The 16789-nt window shown below is 65.2% G+C and carries 20 protein-coding genes and 1 tRNA gene; 6 read left to right on the top strand and 15 right to left on the bottom strand.

Annotated elements, in window-relative coordinates:
* The first annotated feature begins 5 nt into the window (after positions 1-5).
* On the top strand, positions 6-722 hold the full coding sequence (locus tag ACFFNA_RS02010) for a hypothetical protein (protein ID WP_378915188.1): 717 nt from the start codon (positions 6-8) through the stop codon (positions 720-722).
* Here the strand turns inward: ACFFNA_RS02010 and ACFFNA_RS02005 are convergent.
* Positions 719-961: a hypothetical protein gene (locus ACFFNA_RS02005; protein WP_378915186.1), complete on the bottom strand. Its 243-nt coding sequence runs from the start codon at positions 959-961 to the stop codon at positions 719-721. The genes ACFFNA_RS02010 and ACFFNA_RS02005 overlap by 4 nt on opposite strands.
* Positions 962-1131: 170 nt before the next feature.
* Here ACFFNA_RS02005 and ACFFNA_RS02000 point away from each other — a divergent pair, with 170 nt between their 5' ends.
* Together ACFFNA_RS02000 and ACFFNA_RS01995 are read left to right on the top strand one after the other, a co-directional pair.
* The gene (locus ACFFNA_RS02000; protein WP_111547675.1) at positions 1132-1494 is read left to right on the top strand and encodes an ArsR/SmtB family transcription factor; all 363 of its coding nucleotides are present in this window, start codon (positions 1132-1134) and stop codon (positions 1492-1494) included.
* Positions 1475-1993: an SRPBCC family protein gene (locus ACFFNA_RS01995; protein ID WP_378915184.1), complete on the top strand. Its 519-nt coding sequence runs from the start codon at positions 1475-1477 to the stop codon at positions 1991-1993. Before ACFFNA_RS02000 ends, ACFFNA_RS01995 begins: the two co-directional genes overlap by 20 nt.
* A gap of 156 nt (positions 1994-2149) precedes the next feature.
* Here ACFFNA_RS01995 and ACFFNA_RS01990 read toward each other — a convergent pair whose 3' ends face one another.
* From ACFFNA_RS01990 to ACFFNA_RS01980, 3 genes are all read right to left on the bottom strand, one after another.
* Positions 2150-3367: an ABC transporter permease gene (locus ACFFNA_RS01990; protein ID WP_378915182.1), complete on the bottom strand. Its 1218-nt coding sequence runs from the start codon at positions 3365-3367 to the stop codon at positions 2150-2152.
* Positions 3368-3470: 103 nt separating this feature from the next.
* Positions 3471-4178 carry an ABC transporter ATP-binding protein gene (locus ACFFNA_RS01985; RefSeq protein WP_378915180.1) on the bottom strand — a complete coding sequence of 236 codons (708 nt, stop codon included), beginning with the start codon at positions 4176-4178 and terminating at the stop codon, positions 3471-3473.
* 4 nt (positions 4179-4182) lie between these two features.
* The gene (locus ACFFNA_RS01980) at positions 4183-5475 is read right to left on the bottom strand and encodes an efflux RND transporter periplasmic adaptor subunit (RefSeq protein WP_378915178.1); all 1293 of its coding nucleotides are present in this window, start codon (positions 5473-5475) and stop codon (positions 4183-4185) included.
* Positions 5476-5576: 101 nt separating this feature from the next.
* Between ACFFNA_RS01980 and ACFFNA_RS01975 the strand changes: the two genes are divergently transcribed.
* Both ACFFNA_RS01975 and ACFFNA_RS01970 read left to right on the top strand, forming a co-directional pair.
* Positions 5577-6485, top strand: a complete 909-nt coding sequence (locus tag ACFFNA_RS01975) for a PhzF family protein (RefSeq protein ID WP_111547581.1) — start codon at positions 5577-5579, stop codon at positions 6483-6485.
* Between the two features lie 106 nt (positions 6486-6591).
* A tRNA-Lys gene (locus tag ACFFNA_RS01970) sits at positions 6592-6667 on the top strand.
* 76 nt (positions 6668-6743) lie between these two features.
* On the opposite strand, the gene ACFFNA_RS01965 is transcribed toward ACFFNA_RS01970, so the two are convergent.
* The 8 genes from ACFFNA_RS01965 to cbiE are packed head-to-tail and all read right to left on the bottom strand — an operon-like array spanning position 6744 to position 13892.
* A complete protein-coding gene (locus ACFFNA_RS01965; protein ID WP_378915176.1) occupies positions 6744-7484 on the bottom strand; it encodes a hypothetical protein in 741 nt (246 codons plus the stop codon).
* Positions 7485-7508: 24 nt separating this feature from the next.
* Positions 7509-8519 carry a nicotinate-nucleotide--dimethylbenzimidazole phosphoribosyltransferase gene (cobT, locus tag ACFFNA_RS01960; RefSeq protein WP_378915174.1) on the bottom strand — a complete coding sequence of 337 codons (1011 nt, stop codon included), beginning with the start codon at positions 8517-8519 and terminating at the stop codon, positions 7509-7511.
* Positions 8520-8559: 40 nt separating this feature from the next.
* Positions 8560-9378 carry an adenosylcobinamide-GDP ribazoletransferase gene (gene cobS, locus ACFFNA_RS01955; protein ID WP_378915172.1) on the bottom strand — a complete coding sequence of 273 codons (819 nt, stop codon included), beginning with the start codon at positions 9376-9378 and terminating at the stop codon, positions 8560-8562.
* A gap of 3 nt (positions 9379-9381) precedes the next feature.
* The gene (locus ACFFNA_RS01950) at positions 9382-10695 is read right to left on the bottom strand and encodes a cobyrinic acid a,c-diamide synthase CobB (protein WP_378915170.1); all 1314 of its coding nucleotides are present in this window, start codon (positions 10693-10695) and stop codon (positions 9382-9384) included.
* On the bottom strand, positions 10692-11510 hold the full coding sequence (gene cobA / locus ACFFNA_RS01945; RefSeq protein WP_378915169.1) for a uroporphyrinogen-III C-methyltransferase: 819 nt from the start codon (positions 11508-11510) through the stop codon (positions 10692-10694). The genes ACFFNA_RS01950 and cobA overlap by 4 nt, the downstream gene beginning before the upstream one ends.
* Entirely contained in the window at positions 11507-12271 is a 765-nt protein-coding gene (gene cobM, locus ACFFNA_RS01940; protein ID WP_378915167.1) for a precorrin-4 C(11)-methyltransferase, read from the bottom strand. Before cobM ends, cobA begins: the two co-directional genes overlap by 4 nt.
* On the bottom strand, positions 12268-12654 hold the full coding sequence (locus ACFFNA_RS01935; RefSeq protein WP_378915165.1) for a cobalamin biosynthesis protein: 387 nt from the start codon (positions 12652-12654) through the stop codon (positions 12268-12270). The genes cobM and ACFFNA_RS01935 overlap by 4 nt, the downstream gene beginning before the upstream one ends.
* The gene (cbiE, locus tag ACFFNA_RS01930) at positions 12651-13892 is read right to left on the bottom strand and encodes a precorrin-6y C5,15-methyltransferase (decarboxylating) subunit CbiE (protein ID WP_378915163.1); all 1242 of its coding nucleotides are present in this window, start codon (positions 13890-13892) and stop codon (positions 12651-12653) included. The genes ACFFNA_RS01935 and cbiE overlap by 4 nt, the downstream gene beginning before the upstream one ends.
* Position 13893: 1 nt before the next feature.
* Between cbiE and ACFFNA_RS01925 the strand changes: the two genes are divergently transcribed.
* Positions 13894-14652, top strand: coding sequence for a cobalt-precorrin-6A reductase (locus ACFFNA_RS01925; protein WP_378915161.1), 759 nt, complete (start codon positions 13894-13896; stop codon positions 14650-14652).
* Here the strand turns inward: ACFFNA_RS01925 and ACFFNA_RS01920 are convergent.
* Genes ACFFNA_RS01920 through ACFFNA_RS01910 form a run of 3 tightly spaced genes read right to left on the bottom strand, consistent with a single transcriptional unit; the run spans position 14640 to position 16788 of the window.
* Positions 14640-15404 carry a precorrin-3B C(17)-methyltransferase gene (locus ACFFNA_RS01920; protein WP_378915159.1) on the bottom strand — a complete coding sequence of 255 codons (765 nt, stop codon included), beginning with the start codon at positions 15402-15404 and terminating at the stop codon, positions 14640-14642. The two genes, ACFFNA_RS01925 and ACFFNA_RS01920, sit on opposite strands and share 13 nt — an antisense overlap.
* A complete protein-coding gene (locus tag ACFFNA_RS01915) occupies positions 15401-16159 on the bottom strand; it encodes a precorrin-2 C(20)-methyltransferase (RefSeq protein ID WP_111547572.1) in 759 nt (252 codons plus the stop codon). The genes ACFFNA_RS01920 and ACFFNA_RS01915 overlap by 4 nt, the downstream gene beginning before the upstream one ends.
* Positions 16156-16788: a precorrin-8X methylmutase gene (locus tag ACFFNA_RS01910; protein ID WP_111547571.1), complete on the bottom strand. Its 633-nt coding sequence runs from the start codon at positions 16786-16788 to the stop codon at positions 16156-16158. Before ACFFNA_RS01910 ends, ACFFNA_RS01915 begins: the two co-directional genes overlap by 4 nt.
* Between the last annotated feature and the right edge of the window lies 1 nt (position 16789).

Here is a 16789-nt window from a genome sequence, read left to right as displayed (position 1 = left end):
CGCCGATGAGTTTCGACCTGCCGCGCAATGCCATCCTGCCGGTCGACGCCGTCGACATCCGGCTCGATCCCGGCCCGCACCCCTTCGCGGTGGATAATGCGGAAGCCATCGCCGAGAACTGGCAGCGCGAGATAGCAGCCAAGCCGGCGCTGTTCGACGGCACCGTGGTGCTGCTGTCGCGACTCGCGTACCACGACAACCGTTTGGTGGGCCGCTGCCATGCGGTCAACTATTCCACCTTCATGCTTTGGCGTAAGCGGCGTGAGAATTCGGGCGCCGAGCACGCCTATGCCCATGCCGTGCTGGTGGCCGACGACAATGCGCTGGTGGCGATCCGCATGGGGTCACACACGGCCAATGCCGGGCGCGTCTATTTCGCCGCCGGCTCGTTCGAGCCCATCGATTTTCGCGACGGCCAGGTCGACGTCGATTTCAACATGATCCGCGAGGTGCGCGAGGAGACCGGTCTGGATCTATCTCACGCGCCACGCAGCGAGCGCTACCACGTCCTGTCGACGGCCAGCGGTACGGTGATGTTTCGGCGTTTTCACGAGCCGGCGCCAGCCGAGGAGATCGCACGTCGCATCTCAGCCTTCGTTGCGACCGAAGCCGAGCCGGAGATCGAGGGGCCGGTGATCATCCGCCATGCCGCCGACCTGCCGGACGGGCTGGCGCCGCACATGAAGCCGCTGATCGAATGGCATTTTGCCGGGGTGGATTAACGACGCGTCTTGTTCTGCGCCGCCTTGCGATCATTGCGGGCGGCGACGAAGAACAAGATAAAGCCGAGACCCAGCAAGCCGCCCATCGCCATTCCCATGGTCTGGCCGACGACTGCCTGGAAATCGGCAGTGACGCGATCGGGATTGGCTATGCCGAAGCGCGCGAGATACCACCAGATGCCTGCAAGGACGGCCTCGATGATGACCATCGCCAGGATCAGTCGTACCTTCTTGCTCATGTGTTCTTCGCCCCCGACCAGAGATATCTTGCCTTAGGGCCTTGAGATCGCCGAGTCGATCGAATCTGCATCGAAATGATGTCGTTTTGGGAGTGGAGGCGGCCGGCATCGCAGCGCGCGCTCGGCCTTCCCTTGCATGCCGGCAATCCGTGTGTTACATACTGAACCACATGGTTCAGTATTCCCGGACCCGCTTAGATGCCTCGTTCGCCGCGCTCTCGGACGCCACCCGACGCGGCGTTCTGGAGCAGCTCGGACGTGCAGACGCTTCGATCACGGAGCTTGCCGAGAAGTTCCACATGACGCTCACGGGCATGAAGAAGCACGTCGGCGTCTTGGAGCAGGCGGGGCTCGTCACCACGGAGAAGGTCGGGCGCGTGCGGACCTGCAAGCTCGGCCTACGCGAACTGGAGGAAGAGGCGGCTTGGATCGAGAGGTACCGCCAGCTGTGGGACGCACGCTTCAACGAGTTGGACAAGGTTGTCGAGGAATTGAAACGGAAGGAGCAAGCCGATGGACGAAAGAAGACATAGTGAGCCCGCCCCCATGAATAACCGCGCGACGGTGGAACGGAAGTCCGAGCGTGAGCTGGTCGTTACGCGAACGTTCAATGGCCCGGCGCGCATCGTGTACGAGGCGTGGACCAAGCCCGAGCTGTTCATGCGGTGGTGGGCACCGAAGTCGACTGGCGTGCCTCTGCTTTCCTGCGAGATGGATGTTCGTGTGGGAGGCGGGTACCGTGTGGCGTTTGGCCACGATGCCTCAAGCGCTATGGCATTCTTCGGTAAGTACATCGAAGTGATACCTAACTCGCGCCTCGTCTGGACGAATGAGGAAAGTGAGGACGCCGCCGTGACCACGGTGACCTTCGAAGAAAAAGACGGCAAGACTCTGCTGGTGCTGCACGAACTCTATCCCTCGAAGGAAGCGCTCGACGAGGCCATCGCCGGGATGGAGGACGGGATGCCCGAGCAGTTCGAGCAGCTGGACGAGCTTCTCGTCACGCTGGGCGCGAGCGTGGGACGAACATGAAGAGTCGTCAATCTCGCGGTCGGCCGCCTGGCTCTTTACTACGCGAAAGAGAACCCCAACGAGGTCATTGAAGGTCGAGTGCGAAGAGCTTCGTGGCGAGCGGAACTACGTCATCAGATCGCGCATGGAACATAGCCGTGGGGTGCTGGCCCAGGCTTACTCGTGCCGCAGCGCGTCGATCGGGTCGAGCCTGGCGCCGCGCAGCGCCGGGAAGAAGCCGAACACCATGCCGATCAGCGCCGAGAAGCCGACGGCGAGCAGGATGACCGCGGGACTTGGCGCGAACGGGATGGTCAGCGTCACCGAGGCGAGGCCGGCCAGCCCCAGGCCGATCAGGATGCCGATAATGCCGCCGAGTAGCGACAGCACTGTTGCCTCGACCAGGAACTGGATGAGGATGTGCTTTTCATGCGCGCCGATGGCGAGCCGGATGCCGATCTCGCGGGTGCGCTCGGTGACCGAGACCAGCATGATGTTCATGATGCCGATGCCGCCGACCAGCAGGCTGACGCCGGCGACGGCGCCCAGCATGCCGGTCATGGTGGTGGTGGCGCTGGCCATGGCGTCGGCGATCTGGGTCATGTCGCGGATGGCGAAATCGCTCTCGCGGTCGGGGGTGATGCGGCGCGCGTCGCGCAAAATGTCCTCGACGCGCGGCTGCAGTTCGCTGGTCGGCGTCGTGTCGTCGGCGGCGATGTAGATGTTGTCGATGTCGCGGTTGCCGGCGATGCGACGCTGATAGGCGTGCAACGGCATCAGCACCACATTGTCCTGGTCCTGGCCGAAGCCGGTATAGCCTTTGGGTTCGAGCAGGCCGATGATCTTGCAGGAGGTGCGGTTGACGCGGATGATCTCGCCCTCGGGGTCGCCGGCGCCGAAGAACTGCTGGCGCACCGTCTCGCCGATCAGGCACACGCCGGTGCCGGAGCGGGTTTCGGAATCGCTGAACGGACGGCCGGAAACCAGCTTCCAGTCGCGCGCATCGAGATAGGCGCTGTCGGTGCCGGTCACGCCCGAGGTCAGGCTCTCGGTGCCGAAGATGACGCGGGCCTGCTTTTGCGAGGCCGGCGAAATTGCGCGCGCGCCGGTCAGGTGTGCGACAAGTGCTGCGAGGTCCTTTTCGGCCAGCGGACGAACCACTTGGTCGAGGCCGCCCGGACCGCCGGGGCCAGCCGGGCGGCCGGAGCGGACGACCAGCAGGTTGCTGCCGAGCTTGGAGATGTCGGCCTTGACCTTTTCGGTGGTGCCGGAGCCGATGGTGAGCATGGCAATGACGGCGGCAACGCCGATGACGATGCCGAGCAATGTCAGGAACGAGCGCAGCACGTTGCGGCGGATCGAGCGGAGCGAGAGGCGGACGGTTTCCCAGATCATGATATAGAGCCTGATCCATCCCGACAGAGCCGGGATGGGGCTCTATCTTTTTGTTTGGCCATGATCTTTTCCGAAAACCGGTTGCCACTTTTCGGGATCATGGCTAGGCCACCTCGAGATTCTTGGAATCGGAAGCGACGTGGCCGTCGAGGAAACGAATGGTGCGCTCGGCATAGCCGGCGACGTCCGCCTCGTGCGTAACCATGGCGATGGTCAGGCCAAGCTCGATGTTGAGCTGGGTCAGCAAGTCCATGATCTCGTGCGTGCGGGCAGTGTCGAGATTGCCGGTCGGCTCGTCAGCGACGAGCAGTGTCGGCCTTGTGACGATGGCGCGCGCGATCGCCACGCGCTGCTGCTGGCCACCGGACAGTTCGGCCGGCGTGTGGTGCTCGCGGCCGACAAGGCCGACCTGGGACAGCGCCTGCATGGCAAGGTCGCGGCGCTCGCGGGCGGCAACGCCGCGGTAGATCAGCGGCAGTTCGACATTTTCCGCCGCCGTGGTGCGGGCCAGCAGATTGTAGCCCTGGAAGACGAAACCGACATAGAGGTTGCGCAGCATGGCGCGGCGGTTGCGGTCGAGCCGGCCGGCGTCGATGCCCATGAAGGAATAGGTGCCGGTCGTCGGCGTGTCGAGGCAGCCGATGATGTTCATCGCCGTCGACTTGCCGGAGCCGGACGGGCCCATGATGGCGACGAATTCGCCGCGCCGGATGGCAAGATCGACGCCGGCCAGCGCATGGACCTTGGCCTCGCCCTGGCCATAGCTCTTCCAGACCTTGTCGAAGGTGATGAGGGTCGCGCCCGCAGCCACGGCCTCAGCTCCGTTGCTGCGATGCGGTGATGACCTCAGCGCCTTCCCTGAGGCCCGAGGTGATCTCGGTCAACTCGCCATCGGTGGAGCCGATCTTGACGTTGACCGGATGCGGCCGTCCGTTCTCCAGCACATAGAGCGTGCGCGAGCCGTCGGTGGGCGCCGTCGCGGCCTGGCGCTGGCGGTTGCCGCCGGGGCGCCCCATGCGGCCGGTAAACAGGTCGCTCAGGCTCCAGCCGCGGGCCCCCTGCTGTGCCGGGCGATAGCGGAAAGCGGTGGCCGGTACGGTGAGCACGTCCTTGGCCTGCCGGGTGACGACCGAAACGGTTGCGGTCATGCCGGGCCGCAGCAGCAGCTCATTGTTGTCGACCTCAAGCCGCGCATTGTAGGTGACGACGCCGTCGGTGGTGACCGAGGCATAGGAAATGTCGCGGATCTCGGCGTCGAACGGCCGGTCCGGGAAGGCATCGACGGTGAAACGGGCATGCTGGCCGGTCTTGACCGCGCCGATGTCGGCCTCGTCGACCGCTGCCACCAGTTCCATGTTTCTGAGATCGGCGGCGATGATGAACAGCACCGGCGCCTGCAAAGAAGAGGCAACCGTCTGGCCGGGGTCGACCGAGCGCGTCAGCACGATGCCGTCGATCGGCGCATAGATGGTGCTGTTGGCAAGGTCGGTCTGCTGCGATTTCAGATCGGCATTGGCGATGGCGAGATTGGCCTGGGCACTGTCTAGCGCCGCCTTGGAGCGGTCGCGCGTCGCGGTCGCCGCCTCGAGCGACTGGTCGGTCGCCATGCCGCGCTTGGTCAGCGCCGCCGCGCGGATAAGCGCCTTTTCGTTCTCGGTGAGTGTCACCGTGGCGTCCTCGACATTGGCAGCCGCGCCGTTGGCGGATGCCTCGGCCCGCTCGATCTGGACCTGCAGCTTGGCGGTGTCGAGGGCGGCCAGTACGTCGCCCTTCTTGACCTGCTGGTTCTCCTCGACGGACACCGAGCGGATGATACCGGAGAGCTGGCTGGAAATATCGACCTGTGTGAGCGGCTGCAGCGTACCGGTCGCCGATACCGCGACGGTGAGATCGGCTTTGGCGGCAGGCACGGTGGTGTAGTCAACCTTGGCGGGCGAGCCGGCGTACCATTGATAAAGGCCAAACCCGGCGGCGAGCACGATCAGTGTCAGCAGCGCATAGAGCCAGCCGCGGCGGCGCGTCTTGCGCAGACCTTGACTGTCGAGCCCGAGCGCCGTCTCGATGGCGGAATCCGATTCCGTCTTTGGCAGATTGACAATCTGGTCCACGTTGGACCCCTATGATGCGCAATGTCCCTATCTGTGCACAGATCAGGCTTACTGGTTCAAATATCAAATTAAATTTCGCCCATGTTGGGATTGAGGCAGGAATGCAAACCCGGAATTACTTGCTTTACGATGTGTTCACGACCGAGCGACTGGCCGGCAACCCGCTGGCCGTGGTGTTGGATTGCAAAGGTCTGGACACGGCCGCGATGCAGGCCATCGCGCGCGAGTTCAACCTGTCGGAATCGGTCTTTGTGCTGCCGCCGGCCAATCCCAAGCACCGAAACCGCATCCGCATCTTCACGCCCGACTACGAAATGCCGTTCGCCGGCCACCCGACGGTGGGTTCAGCGATCGCGCTGGCTGAACTGGCGGGAGAGGGCGGCGCCGGCATCTTCGTGCTGGAGGAAAACATCGGTCCGGTGCGTTGCGCCGTCAGCAAGCACGATGGCAACACCTTCGCCGAGTTCGACCTGGCGAAGCTGCCGGAGCCGCTGAAGCTCGAGGCCGATCCGGAGGCGATCGGTGCGGCCCTTGGCCTGGCGCCGCATGAGATCGGCTTCGAGAATCATCGCGTCGCGTTCTGGTCGGCGGGTGTGCCCTATGTGACCATCCCGGTTGCCAATCTCGAAGCTGCGGGCCGAATCCGGCTGGACAACCAGGCCTGGTCGGAACTGGCGCCGCGCAAGAGCGAGTGGGCCTTCGCCAGCCCCTATGTCTACTGCCGCGAGACGGTGAACCACGAAAGTGCGTTCCATGTGCGCATGATCGTGCCGGGCACGCCGTCCTATGAAGACCCGGCGACCGGCTCGGCGGCGGCCGCCTTCGCCGGCGCCATCATGCATTTCGATGGCCCGACAGACGGTGTTTCGCAGCTGTGGATCGAGCAGGGGCTGGAGATGGGCCGGCCGTCGCGCATCCGCCTCGAACTGACCGTGCAAGGCGGAAAACTGGCCTCGGCGCGCATCGGCGGCAACGCGGTCAAGGTCGCCGAAGGCAGACTGTTCGTTTGATCGCGAGCAGGCTCGGTCGATTTGTCGGGAAATGATTCCGGCAGGGCTGGACAGGACCGATGGTGGCGGCTATATGCCCGCCAACGCCGGTTTTTGCCGGCCGAGTGGGTGCGTAGCTCAGTTGGTAGAGCAGCTGACTCTTAATCAGCGGGTCCACAGTTCAATCCTGTGCGCACCCACCAAAATCTTCAAAGACTTGGTGGAAAGACCTGAAAGCGGGATGTTTCGCTGCCGTTCGGTGGCGGCATTCAGTGGACGCTATTGGATAGTTGGTCGCAGATAGCTGAGGATCGCTCGCGTTATAGCGAGGACGCCGTCGACGTCTTCGAAGTTTGTCTTGCTTTTGCCAACGATCCATTCGAGTTCCGGGGCTTCCGGCAGACGAAGCTCGCCACATAGCAACCAGCCCGAAAGCGTAAAGAGGTCTAACGATCTCGGATCGCCATCCGAATAGTAAGGAAATTGAAAGAACAACCTTATTGGGCCGCCATATCTAAGCTTGAAGGTCATTGAGAATCTAACATCGTGACCAAATCGGTCTTCAAAGGCTCCACTAAAGCTAAGGTCTCTGGCGTCGTAGCTATGCCATTGCCTCGCCAATCCCAAGGAGTTCCATGCCTTAAGGGTATGGGCTTTCAGTTCTTTGCGGTTCGGGAATTTTGCCTTTTCAGGATCATAACGAGTGGGCGCATCGATGTAGCCTGTCTCAGTTCTCCACTCCTCCGCGGTGCTGCGAAGATCTTCGAAAACCTGATCAATTTTAGGATTCGTCTGCTCGCCAGTACAGATTGAAATCCGCCATTGAGAAATCATCTCGCACAGCGCTTCGACCGTATGGCCCGATCGCTCTGCCCAATCCTCCGTCGCCAATATCCACGGTGAATTGTATTTCAGCCCGGCAAAAGCTCCGCTCTTGCTGTCGAAATCTCCGATAATCCGAGCAAGAATATCGCGAAGCCCCTGTTTGGGGTCTCCGAAAATCTGTGAGGGCTCGTTCATCAAACCCAATCCGGGCGTTGGGGCCTACTTCTCCGACACCCCAGCCTCGGCAAAACTTGCCATCCTGGCATGGCACTCCAGCGCGGAACGGACGATGTTGACGGCGAGGCAGGCGCCGGAACCTTCGCCGAGCCGCATGCCGAGATCGAGCAGCGGCGGCAGGCCGAGGGCTTCGAGCAGGCCACGGTGGCCGGATTCGGCCGAGACATGGGCGGCGATCGTGTGGGCTAGACCCGCCGGGTGCAACCTTGCCAGTGGTGCGGCGGCGGCGGTGCAGACGAAGCCGTCGAGCAGCACGGGTATGCCCAGATGGCGGGTGGCGAGGGTGGCGCCGAAGATGGCGGCGAGTTCGCGCCCACCGAGCGCGGCGGCAACTCCCAGCGGATCGCTAAGGGCGACAGCGTGGCGCTTCAGGCCGGCTTCGATGGCGACCACCTTGCGCTTCAGGCCGGCGTCATCGACGCCGGTGCCGCGCCCGGTCCATTTTTGTGCACCGCCGCCGAACAGCGCCGCCGAAATGGCGGCTGCCGGCGTGGTGTTGCCGATGCCCATTTCGCCGAAGCAAACCAGATCGAGGTCCTTCGTCACCGCGTCATAGCCGGCCGACACGGCGGCGAGAAACACCTTCTCGTCCATCGCCGGGCCTTGCGTGAAGTCGCCGGTGGGATGGTCGAGATCGAGCGGGATGACATCGAGTTCGGCGCCGGCGATGCGGGCAAGCTGGTTGATGGCGGCACCGCCGCCGGCGAAATTCGCCACCATCTGCACGGTGACTTCCGAAGGATAGGCCGACACGCCTTGCGCGGTGACGCCATGGTTGCCGGCAAAGACGAAGACCTTCACCCGGTCGAGCCTGGGCATGTCGCGGCCCTGCCAGCGCGCCAGCCATGCGGCGATGGTTTCGAGCCGGCCGAGGCTGCCTTGCGGCTTGGTCAGCGTGTCCTGGCGGCGGGCGACAGCGCTTGCGGCGGCATCGCTGCCGGCAGGTAGGTTGACGCAGGCGGCGCGCAGTTCATCGAGCGATTTGAAGGGCATGGGGGCAAAGTCTCCAAAAGGGAATCAGGCCAAAGGGGAATCAGGAGAGAGCTACGGAAGCGACGAGCAGCACGGCAATTTCGCTCAGCTGCTGCAAGGCGCCGATCGTGTCGCCGGTCTGGCCATCGATCTGGTTGACGCACAGGGTGCGGAAGGCGGCAAACAACAGGCCAAGCAGAATGAGCGCGACAATGGCGCCGCCGAGCCCTAGCAGGAGCAGCGGTATCGCGCCGAGCACGGCACCGGCGATGGCGGTTTCGATCGAAACGGTGCCGGCGTCGGCCGAGAGACCGTCGGACCGGGCCGGGGGCAGCAGGTGCATGAAGGCGCCCAGCACGCCGCGCGAGGCTGCGTGCGCGGCAATCAGGGCGAACAGGGCTTGCGTCGGTTCGACGAACTCCGACAGTGCGCTCCAGCGGATCAGCAGCGACAGAGCCAGCGCCATGGCACCGTAGGCGCCGATGCGGCTGTCGCGCATGATCTCGAGTTTCCGGCCGCGCGACTTGCCGCCGCCAAAGCCGTCGGCGACATCGGAAAGCCCGTCCTCATGCAGGCAGCCGGTGGTGAGCACGGTTGCCACAAGAGCCAGGGCCGCCGCCGGGCCTATGGCGAGGCCAAACCGTTCCGCCGTGGCAAAGACGATCGCGCCGATCAAGCCGACGACAAGGCCAGCGACGGGTGCCGCCCAGATCGCCGCGGCAAGGCTGCGGCCGCGAAAGTCGAAGACGGGCAGCGGCAGCCGGGTGAAGAAGACCAGGCAAAGCGCGATATCGTCGAGGATTTGCCGGGGCGAAAGGCTCAAGTTCCGGAGCTTGAGCCTGATCTTTTCCGAAAACCGGTTGCCATCTTTCGGGATCATTCTCTAGCCCCTCGCAATGGCGTGGAAGAAGGTGCCGCTGACATGGCCGCGCCGGTAACCCGAGACGCCGATCGGATTGCCCTGGCCGTCGGCGAGGTCGGCCAGCGGCTCGTCATTGCCGGTCGCGATCATTTGCGCATAGTGGAACTCGTGGCCGCGGATCAATGCGCCTTGCTTGCCCAACGGGCAATCGGCGCGCAGCCGTACCTCGCGGTAACCGAGGTTCATCTTGCGCTTGGCAAAGCTGGTGGAATGGCCGAGCAGGCCGAGCATCGCATGCCCTTCGCCCGACGCGTCCTCCAGTGCTTCGCCAAGCACCATGAAGCCACCGCACTCGCCATGGATGGGCTTCGTCGCAGCGAATCTTGCCATTCGTGCACGGAAATTGGTGGCGGCGGCTAGCTTGCCAGCATGGAGTTCGGGATAGCCGCCAGGCAGCCAGCAGACATCGCAGCCTTCGTCGGGTGCTTCGTCGGCGAGTGGCGAGAACGGGACGATCTCGGCCCCGGCCTTGCGCCAGTGGGCTGCCACATGCGGATAGAGGAAGGTGAAAGCGGCATCTTCAGCCAACGCGATCCGCTGGCCGGGCGGCGATAGCGCGTCATCGAAGCCGCCGGGCGCCGGGGTGAGGGGGCTCGCCAGGGCCATGATGGCGTCGAGATCGAGTGACTTCTCGGCCATGTCGGCCAGCCGGTCGAGATGCGCCATCAGGTCATCATATTCGCCGGCCTGGACGAGGCCGAGGTGGCGCTCCGGCAGGTTCAGCGTCGGGTCGCGCAGGATGGCGCCGACGACCGGCAGGCCGATCGCCTCGATCGCATCGCCGGAGAGCCGGCGGTGGCGCTCGCTGCCCAGCCGGTTGAGCACGACGCCGGCCATGCGCACATCCGGATCATAGGTGGCAAACCCCTTGGCGACGGCGGCCGCCGTGGTTGATTGGCCGGAAACGTCGAGCACCAGCAGCACCGGGAGACCGTAGAGCCGGGCGAGATCGGCCGCGGAGCCGGTGCGGCCGGGAGCCGCCGGAATGCCGTCGAACAGGCCCATGGCGCTTTCGAGGATGACGAAATCGGTGTCGTCGGCTGCTTGCGTGGCGAGCGCGTTGAGCAGTGACGGCGGCATGGCCCAGCTGTCGAGATTGACGCCCGACAAGCCCGTGGCGGCGGTGTGGAAGCCAGGATCGATATAGTCGGGGCCGGATTTGGCGCCGCGCACTTTCAGCCCGCGCCGGGTGAGCGCGCGCAGGATGCCGATGGTGACGCTGGTCTTGCCCGAGCCGGAGCGCGGCGCGCCGATGATGATGGCGCGAGCGGTCATGTGTTCCCCGCCAGTGCCGCGCGCATGGCGACGATGCCGCCGACGACGATCAGCGCCGGCGAGGTCAGCCCGGCGGCAGCGGCTTCCTCGGCAATGGTGGCGAGCGTGGCGACGACGGTTCGTTCCTGCGGCGTCGTCGCGGCAACGATCACTGCCGCCGGCGTCGACGGCGCCAGCCCACCGTCGAGCAATGCCGCGGCGATCAAGGGCAAATTGGCCATGCCCATATAAACCACGATGGGCTGGCCGGTGCGGGCTATTGCGCCCCAGTCGATATCGTCATCGGTGCCGGCGGCATGGCCGGTGGCCAGGATCACCGCCTTGTTGATGCCGCGCATGGTGGCCGGTATGCCGGTTGCAGCCAGTGCGCTCAGTCCCGACGTCAGGCCGGGCAGGACGCGGAACGGGATATGTTCCCGTGCCAGCGCCAGAGCTTCTTCGCCGCCACGGCCGAAAATATAGGGATCGCCACCCTTCAGCCTGACGACGCGGCGGCCTGCGCGTGCCAGCCGGACCAAAAGTGCGGTGATGTCGTCCTGCTTCATCGACGGTTTTCCGCCGCGCTTGCCGGCAAAGAAAAGCTCGGCGCTTTCGGCGACGGCGACGACGTCGGGAGAGACCAATGCGTCGTAGACCAGCGCATCCGCCTCGGCCAAAGCGGCCAGCACTTCCAGGGTCAGGCAGCCAGGGTCGCCGGGGCCGGCGCCTGCCAGCCAGACATGGCCCGGCTCCAGCCGGCGCGGCTTGAAGTTCAGCCGGGACAATGCCTGTTCGAGCGTGGCGTTCTCGCCCTTGTTCCTGGTGCTGCCGCTCACAATCCGTCCCGTCCGCGAAAACGCCGCTGGTAGTGGGCGTCGTACAATGAACTCTCGCCAAAATCTTCCGCTGCCAGCGAACGGCCGACGAAGATGATCGCCGTGCGCTCCATCGGATCGGCCGCGAGCAACATTTCGATCGTTTCCAGCGTGCCGGTCAGCACGCGTTCATCCGGCCAGGAGGCGCGGAAGACGATCGCCACCGGGCAATCCCCACCATAATGCGGCGTCAGTTCAGCGACGACGCGATCGATGGCGTGGATGGCAAGATGAATGGCAAGCGTGGCGCCGGTGCGGCCGAAACCAGCCAGCGTTTCGCCGGGCGGCATCTTGGACGCGCGGCCGGAGACGCGGGTCAGCACCAGGCTTTGCGCGACTTCAGGAATGGTCAGCTCGCGGCGAAGTGCTGCGGCAGCAGCGGCGAAGGAGGGAACGCCCGGTGTCAGCGTGTAGGGAATGCCGTGCTTTTCCAGCCGCCGGATCTGCTCCGCAACGGCGCTCCATACCGACAGGTCGCCGGAATGCAGCCTGGCGACATCATGGCCGGCCTTGTGGGCATCGAGATACGCGGCCTCGATCTCGTCGAGCGACATCGGCGCGGTGTCGATCAGTTGTGTCCCCGGCGCGCAGTGCTGCAGCAATTCGGGCGCGACGATCGAACCGGCATGCAGGCAGACCGGGCAGCTTGCCAGCAGCCTTGCACCACGCAGCGTGATGAGGTCGGCGGCACCAGGACCGGCGCCGATGAAATGCACGGTCATGGCGCATCTCCGCTGATGGCGATGGCGCAGGTGACCGGGCCGAGCACCGTACGGGCTCCGAGCAGCCTCGCGCCTCTGCCGGCGACAGCAAGGGCGGATGCTTCGGAAACCGATGGCGTGCCGGCCAGATCCTGCGAGAGGCTGGAGAGGCTGATCGTGCCTGATGAGGCGACCTCGATCGCGGCCGCATCGGCGATAATGACCGGAAGATTGAGCTGATGTCCGGCGGCGAAGATAGCCTTTTCGTCCTGTTTCAGAGGGGCGGTGGCCAACGCTGAAAGCGCCGCCATCGCCAGCCCATGCGTCTCCAGGGTGGTTTCTACCGCCGCGAGCACGTCCTCAACTGTCACGCCCTTTCGGCTGCCGATGCCCGCGACCATCATGGCTTCACCCAGCTCCATTGGGTGACCGGCATGGCCGGCCGCCAGGCCTGCATCGAGCCGACAGGCGACGCGCGGGATATGTTTATGCGGGTAAGGTCGCCGCCAAGCGAGACGTGACGCGCGAGAAGCAGGGTTTCCATCTCCAGCGTCACTGCATTGGCCACGAGACGGCCGCCGGCGCGCAAGGCCTTGATTGCAGCGTTCAACACGCCGGCATCGCTGCCGCCGCCGCCAATGAAGATAGCGTCCGGCGTGTCCAGCCTGGCAAGCGCCTTTGGGGCGCTGCCTTCCACCACGACAAGCCCGGGTACGCCGCAGGCGGCGGCGTTGCGGCCAATGCGGGCGGCGCGGATCGGGTCGGCCTCGATGGCGATGGCGCGCAGCGAGGGATGGCTGAGCATCCATTCGATGCCGATGGAGCCGGAGCCGGCGCCGATGTCCCACAGCAACTCGCCCCGCCGTGGCGCCAGCGCCGACAGGGTGATGGCGCGGATTTCGCGCTTGGTGATCTGGCCGTCATGGTCGAACAGATGATCGGCAAGACCAACCGTGAGCGGCAGGACGCGCGCATCCGGACCCGGTTCAACGTCGATCGCCAGCACGTTGAGCGGATTGATGTTTTCGAGATCGAAGGCATCGGCCCGGGCCGAACGCAATGTCTCCCTCGGCCCGCCCAAGGCCTCCAGAACCGTCAGCCGCGATGTGCCAAAGTCCAGTTCGGTCAGCAGGCGCGCGATTGCCGCAGGTGCTTCGGCGTCGGATGTCAGCGCCAGGATGCGCGCATTCGGCTGCAGCAACGGCCGGATCAGGTCGAGCGGCCGGCCATGCAGCGAGACGGTCTCGACATCCTGCAGCGCCCAGCCCAACCTAGCAGCAGCCAGCGAAATGGCCGATGGTGCCGGGATGACATGCATCTCCTGCGCCCTCACCTTGCGGGCGAGGGTGGCGCCGACCCCGTGGAAGAAAGGGTCACCCGAGGCGAGCACGCAGACGCGCCTGCCGGTGAGCGCCAGCACATCAGCCATGTCGGTATCGAAAGGGACCGGCCAGGGGCGCGCCTCGCCCTTGGCGAAGGAGGCGACAAGCGCCAGGTGCCGCTTGCCGCCGAAGATAACTTCCGCCTTGGCGATCAGCTGCTTGGCCTTGTCGCCGAGACCCGCTAAACCGTCCTCGCCGATGCCGACGATGGAGAGCCATCTTGAGTTGAGCTTGGCGCCGCGCGGACCCTCAGCAGGCATGATGACCCACCGCATTCTGATCCTCGGCGGAACCACGGAAGCCCGGCAACTGGCCGGAAAACTGGCGGCGGGCGCCGATTGCCTGGTCACGCTGTCGCTGGCCGGCCGCACCGAAAGCCCGGTTGCGCAGGGCGTGCCGGTGCGAACGGGAGGATTTGGCGGCGCCGATGGGCTGGCCGCCCATCTCCGGGAGACGGGCATCGACCTGCTGATCGACGCCACGCACCCCTATGCGGCGCAGATCTCGGCCAATGCCGCGCAAGCCGCGCGCATGGCCGGCGTGCCTGTTTTGGCGTTGCGACGCCCCGGCTGGGAACCTGTCGAAGGCGACCGCTGGACGCAGGTCGATACAACAGGCGATGCCGTGCAAGCGCTGGGCCCCGCGCCGCGCCACGTCTTCCTGGCGCTGGGCCGGCAAGAGGTTGCCGCTTTCGAAGCAGCGCCCCAGCACCACTATCTCATCCGCAGCGTCGATCCGGTCGAACCGAAGCTCGCGGTGCCGGATGCGACCTATCTGTTGGCACGAGGGCCGTTCCGCGAGACGGAAGAACGCGCGCTGCTCGAAAAGCATCGCATCGACGCCGTCGTGTCCAAGAACAGCGGCGGCGAGGCGACCTATGGCAAGATCGCTGCGGCGCGAGCGGTTGGCATCGAGGTGGTGATGGTCCGCAGGCCCGCGCTGCCGGACGTCCCTTCGGCTGAAACCGTCGAAGCGCTGGCCGCCATTGTCAACCAGTTTGGGGTCGATCATTTTCTCTGACCCGTTGACGAACGCGGTGTGTAGACCAGCGCCTGCTTTTCGCCGCGCTTGATGATCCTGGTTTCAGGCGAGCCGATGATGATGCAGGTCGCCATGTCGGCCTTTTGCGCGTCGACATCGGCCAGCAGGAAGACTTCGATGCGCTCATCCGGACGGCCGGCGGCGCGGCCGAAAATCACCGGCGTGGTGCCCGGCAGGATCGCGGTCAGGCATTCGAAAGCGCGGCCAAGCTGCCAGGGGCGCGCCTTGCTGATCGGGTTGTAGAGCGCGATGACGAAGCCGGCGCCGGCCGCCGCCAGCAGCCGCAGCTCGATCAATTCCCACGGTTTCAGATTGTCGGACAGCGAAATGGCGCAGAAATCATGGCCGAGCGGGGCGCCGATGCGGGCGGCGACAGCGAGCATGGCGGTGATGCCGGGCACGACGGCGACATCGACCGCACGCCATTCGGCCGGGCCGGCCTCGATCGCCTCGCAGACGGCCGCAGCCATGGCGAACACGCCGGGATCGCCACCGGAAACGACCGCAACGTCATGGCCTTCTGCGGCCTTGACCAGCGCGTCCTTGGAGCGGGCGAGCTCCTCGCGGTTGTCGGAGGCAACGCGGGTCTGGTCTCCGCGCAGCTCCAGTCGGTCGAGATAGGGCTTGTAGCCATAGAAGAATTTTGCCTGCGCCACGGCGCGGCTGGCCTCCGGCGTCACCTGATCGGCATTACCGGGCCCGAGGCCGATGACGGTGAGACGGCCGCTCATGCCTGCGCTCCCAAGACGCCCGGCCGGCCGGACCAGCCGGCGACCAGCACGATGGCGAAGTAGGGGGCCTTGTCGTCTTTTTTGTCGGTCAGCTTCATCGAGACGCTGCCGGTCATGGTGCCGCGCTCGACATAGACGGCGCGCGCCAGCTTGCCGGTTGCCTCCAGAGCCCGCCTGATCTTGGGCAGGTTGCGGCCGACTTTCATGATGACGGCGGCATCGGTGTCGGCCAGCCGGCGCGTCAGCTCGAACTCGCTCATCGTGCCCGGCAGCACCGTCAGCACGTCGTCGCCCTGGACGATCGGCAGGCCGGTCGCCGACCAGCAGCCGGACATGGCGGTGACGCCGGGAATGACTTCGGTCGGGAAGCGATGGGCAAGCCGGACATGCAGATGCATGTAGGAGCCGTAGAACAGCGGGTCGCCCTCGGACAGCACGGCGACCATTTTGCCGGCCTGAAGATGCTCGGCGACCTTCTCGGCGGACTCCTCGTAGAAACCGGTGATCTGCGAGCGGTAGTCGTCGTGATCCTTGTCGATTTCCGTGGTGACGGGATAGAGCAGCGGCAGTTCCGTCATGCCCGGGCGGAACTGCGCTTCGACGATGGCGCGCGCGTTGCTGTTGTTGCCGCGCTTGGCGAAATACGCCACGACATCGGCCTCGGCCAGGACGCGCGCGGCCTTCAGCGTCAGCAGTTCGGGGTCGCCGGGACCCGTGCCGACGCCGACGAGACGGCCTTTGGCAAGCGCGTTCACAGGCCCGGCCTCGCCAGGGCATTGAGTGCCGCGGCGGTCATGGCGCTGCCGCCAAGCCGGCCGCGCACGATGGCATAGGGCACGCCATAGGAATTCTCGGCCAGCGCATCCTTGGATTCGGCCGCACCGACGAAGCCGACCGGCATGCCGATGATGGCTGCCGGCTTCGGCCCGCCGTCGCGAAGCTTTTCCAACAGATAGAAAAGTGCGGTCGGCGCATTGCCGATGGCGACCACCGAACCGGCTAGGCGCTCGCCCCACAGGTCGATCGCGGCCGCGGAGCGGGTGTTACCGATCTCCTTGGCGATTTCGTGTGTGCGCGGGTCGCGCAAGGTGCAGATCACCTCGTTGCCGGCCGGCAGCCTGGCGCGGGTGACGCCATGCGAGACCATCTCGGCGTCGCAGAAGATCGGCGCACCAGCCGAAAGTGCCGTGCGCGCGGCGGCAACGAAATCCGTCGAAAAAACAAAATGCCTGGCAGCTTCGACCTGGCCGCAGGCATGGATCATGCGGATGGCGACATCGGCCTCGGCTTCGGAGAAGCGCGACAGGTCAGCCTCGGCGCGAATGATGGCGAAGGAGCGCTCGTAGATCGCCGTGCCGTCGTGGATGTAGTCGTAGGCGGCCATG

Source organism: Mesorhizobium kowhaii, assembly GCF_042431665.1.
Lineage (GTDB): Bacteria > Pseudomonadota > Alphaproteobacteria > Rhizobiales > Rhizobiaceae > Mesorhizobium > Mesorhizobium kowhaii.
The sequence above is the reverse complement of the archived record's forward strand: the minus strand, read 5'-3'. Positions and strand labels throughout refer to the sequence as shown.

Excerpts from the sequence above, each read along its gene's own strand:
- ACFFNA_RS02000 (WP_111547675.1), top strand. The coding sequence starts at position 1,132 with ATGGTTCAGTATTCCCGGACCCGCTTAGATGCCTCGTTCGCCGCGCTC.
- cobS (WP_378915172.1), bottom strand. The coding sequence starts at position 9,378 with ATGATCCCGAAAGATGGCAACCGGTTTTCGGAAAAGATCAGGCTCAAG.
- ACFFNA_RS01910 (WP_111547571.1), bottom strand. The coding sequence starts at position 16,788 with ATGGCCGCCTACGACTACATCCACGACGGCACGGCGATCTACGAGCGC.
- ACFFNA_RS01995 (WP_378915184.1), top strand. The coding sequence starts at position 1,475 with ATGGACGAAAGAAGACATAGTGAGCCCGCCCCCATGAATAACCGCGCG.
- cobT (WP_378915174.1), bottom strand. The coding sequence starts at position 8,519 with ATGCCCTTCAAATCGCTCGATGAACTGCGCGCCGCCTGCGTCAACCTA.
- ACFFNA_RS02005 (WP_378915186.1), bottom strand. The coding sequence starts at position 961 with ATGAGCAAGAAGGTACGACTGATCCTGGCGATGGTCATCATCGAGGCC.
- ACFFNA_RS01975 (WP_111547581.1), top strand. The coding sequence starts at position 5,577 with ATGCAAACCCGGAATTACTTGCTTTACGATGTGTTCACGACCGAGCGA.
- ACFFNA_RS01965 (WP_378915176.1), bottom strand. The coding sequence starts at position 7,484 with ATGAACGAGCCCTCACAGATTTTCGGAGACCCCAAACAGGGGCTTCGC.
- cobM (WP_378915167.1), bottom strand. The coding sequence starts at position 12,271 with ATGACCGTGCATTTCATCGGCGCCGGTCCTGGTGCCGCCGACCTCATC.
- ACFFNA_RS01950 (WP_378915170.1), bottom strand. The coding sequence starts at position 10,695 with ATGACCGCTCGCGCCATCATCATCGGCGCGCCGCGCTCCGGCTCGGGC.
- ACFFNA_RS02010 (WP_378915188.1), top strand. The coding sequence starts at position 6 with ATGAGTTTCGACCTGCCGCGCAATGCCATCCTGCCGGTCGACGCCGTC.
- ACFFNA_RS01925 (WP_378915161.1), top strand. The coding sequence starts at position 13,894 with ATGACCCACCGCATTCTGATCCTCGGCGGAACCACGGAAGCCCGGCAA.
- ACFFNA_RS01990 (WP_378915182.1), bottom strand. The coding sequence starts at position 3,367 with ATGATCTGGGAAACCGTCCGCCTCTCGCTCCGCTCGATCCGCCGCAAC.
- ACFFNA_RS01935 (WP_378915165.1), bottom strand. The coding sequence starts at position 12,654 with ATGATGGTCGCGGGCATCGGCAGCCGAAAGGGCGTGACAGTTGAGGAC.
- ACFFNA_RS01920 (WP_378915159.1), bottom strand. The coding sequence starts at position 15,404 with ATGAGCGGCCGTCTCACCGTCATCGGCCTCGGGCCCGGTAATGCCGAT.
- cbiE (WP_378915163.1), bottom strand. The coding sequence starts at position 13,892 with ATGCCTGCTGAGGGTCCGCGCGGCGCCAAGCTCAACTCAAGATGGCTC.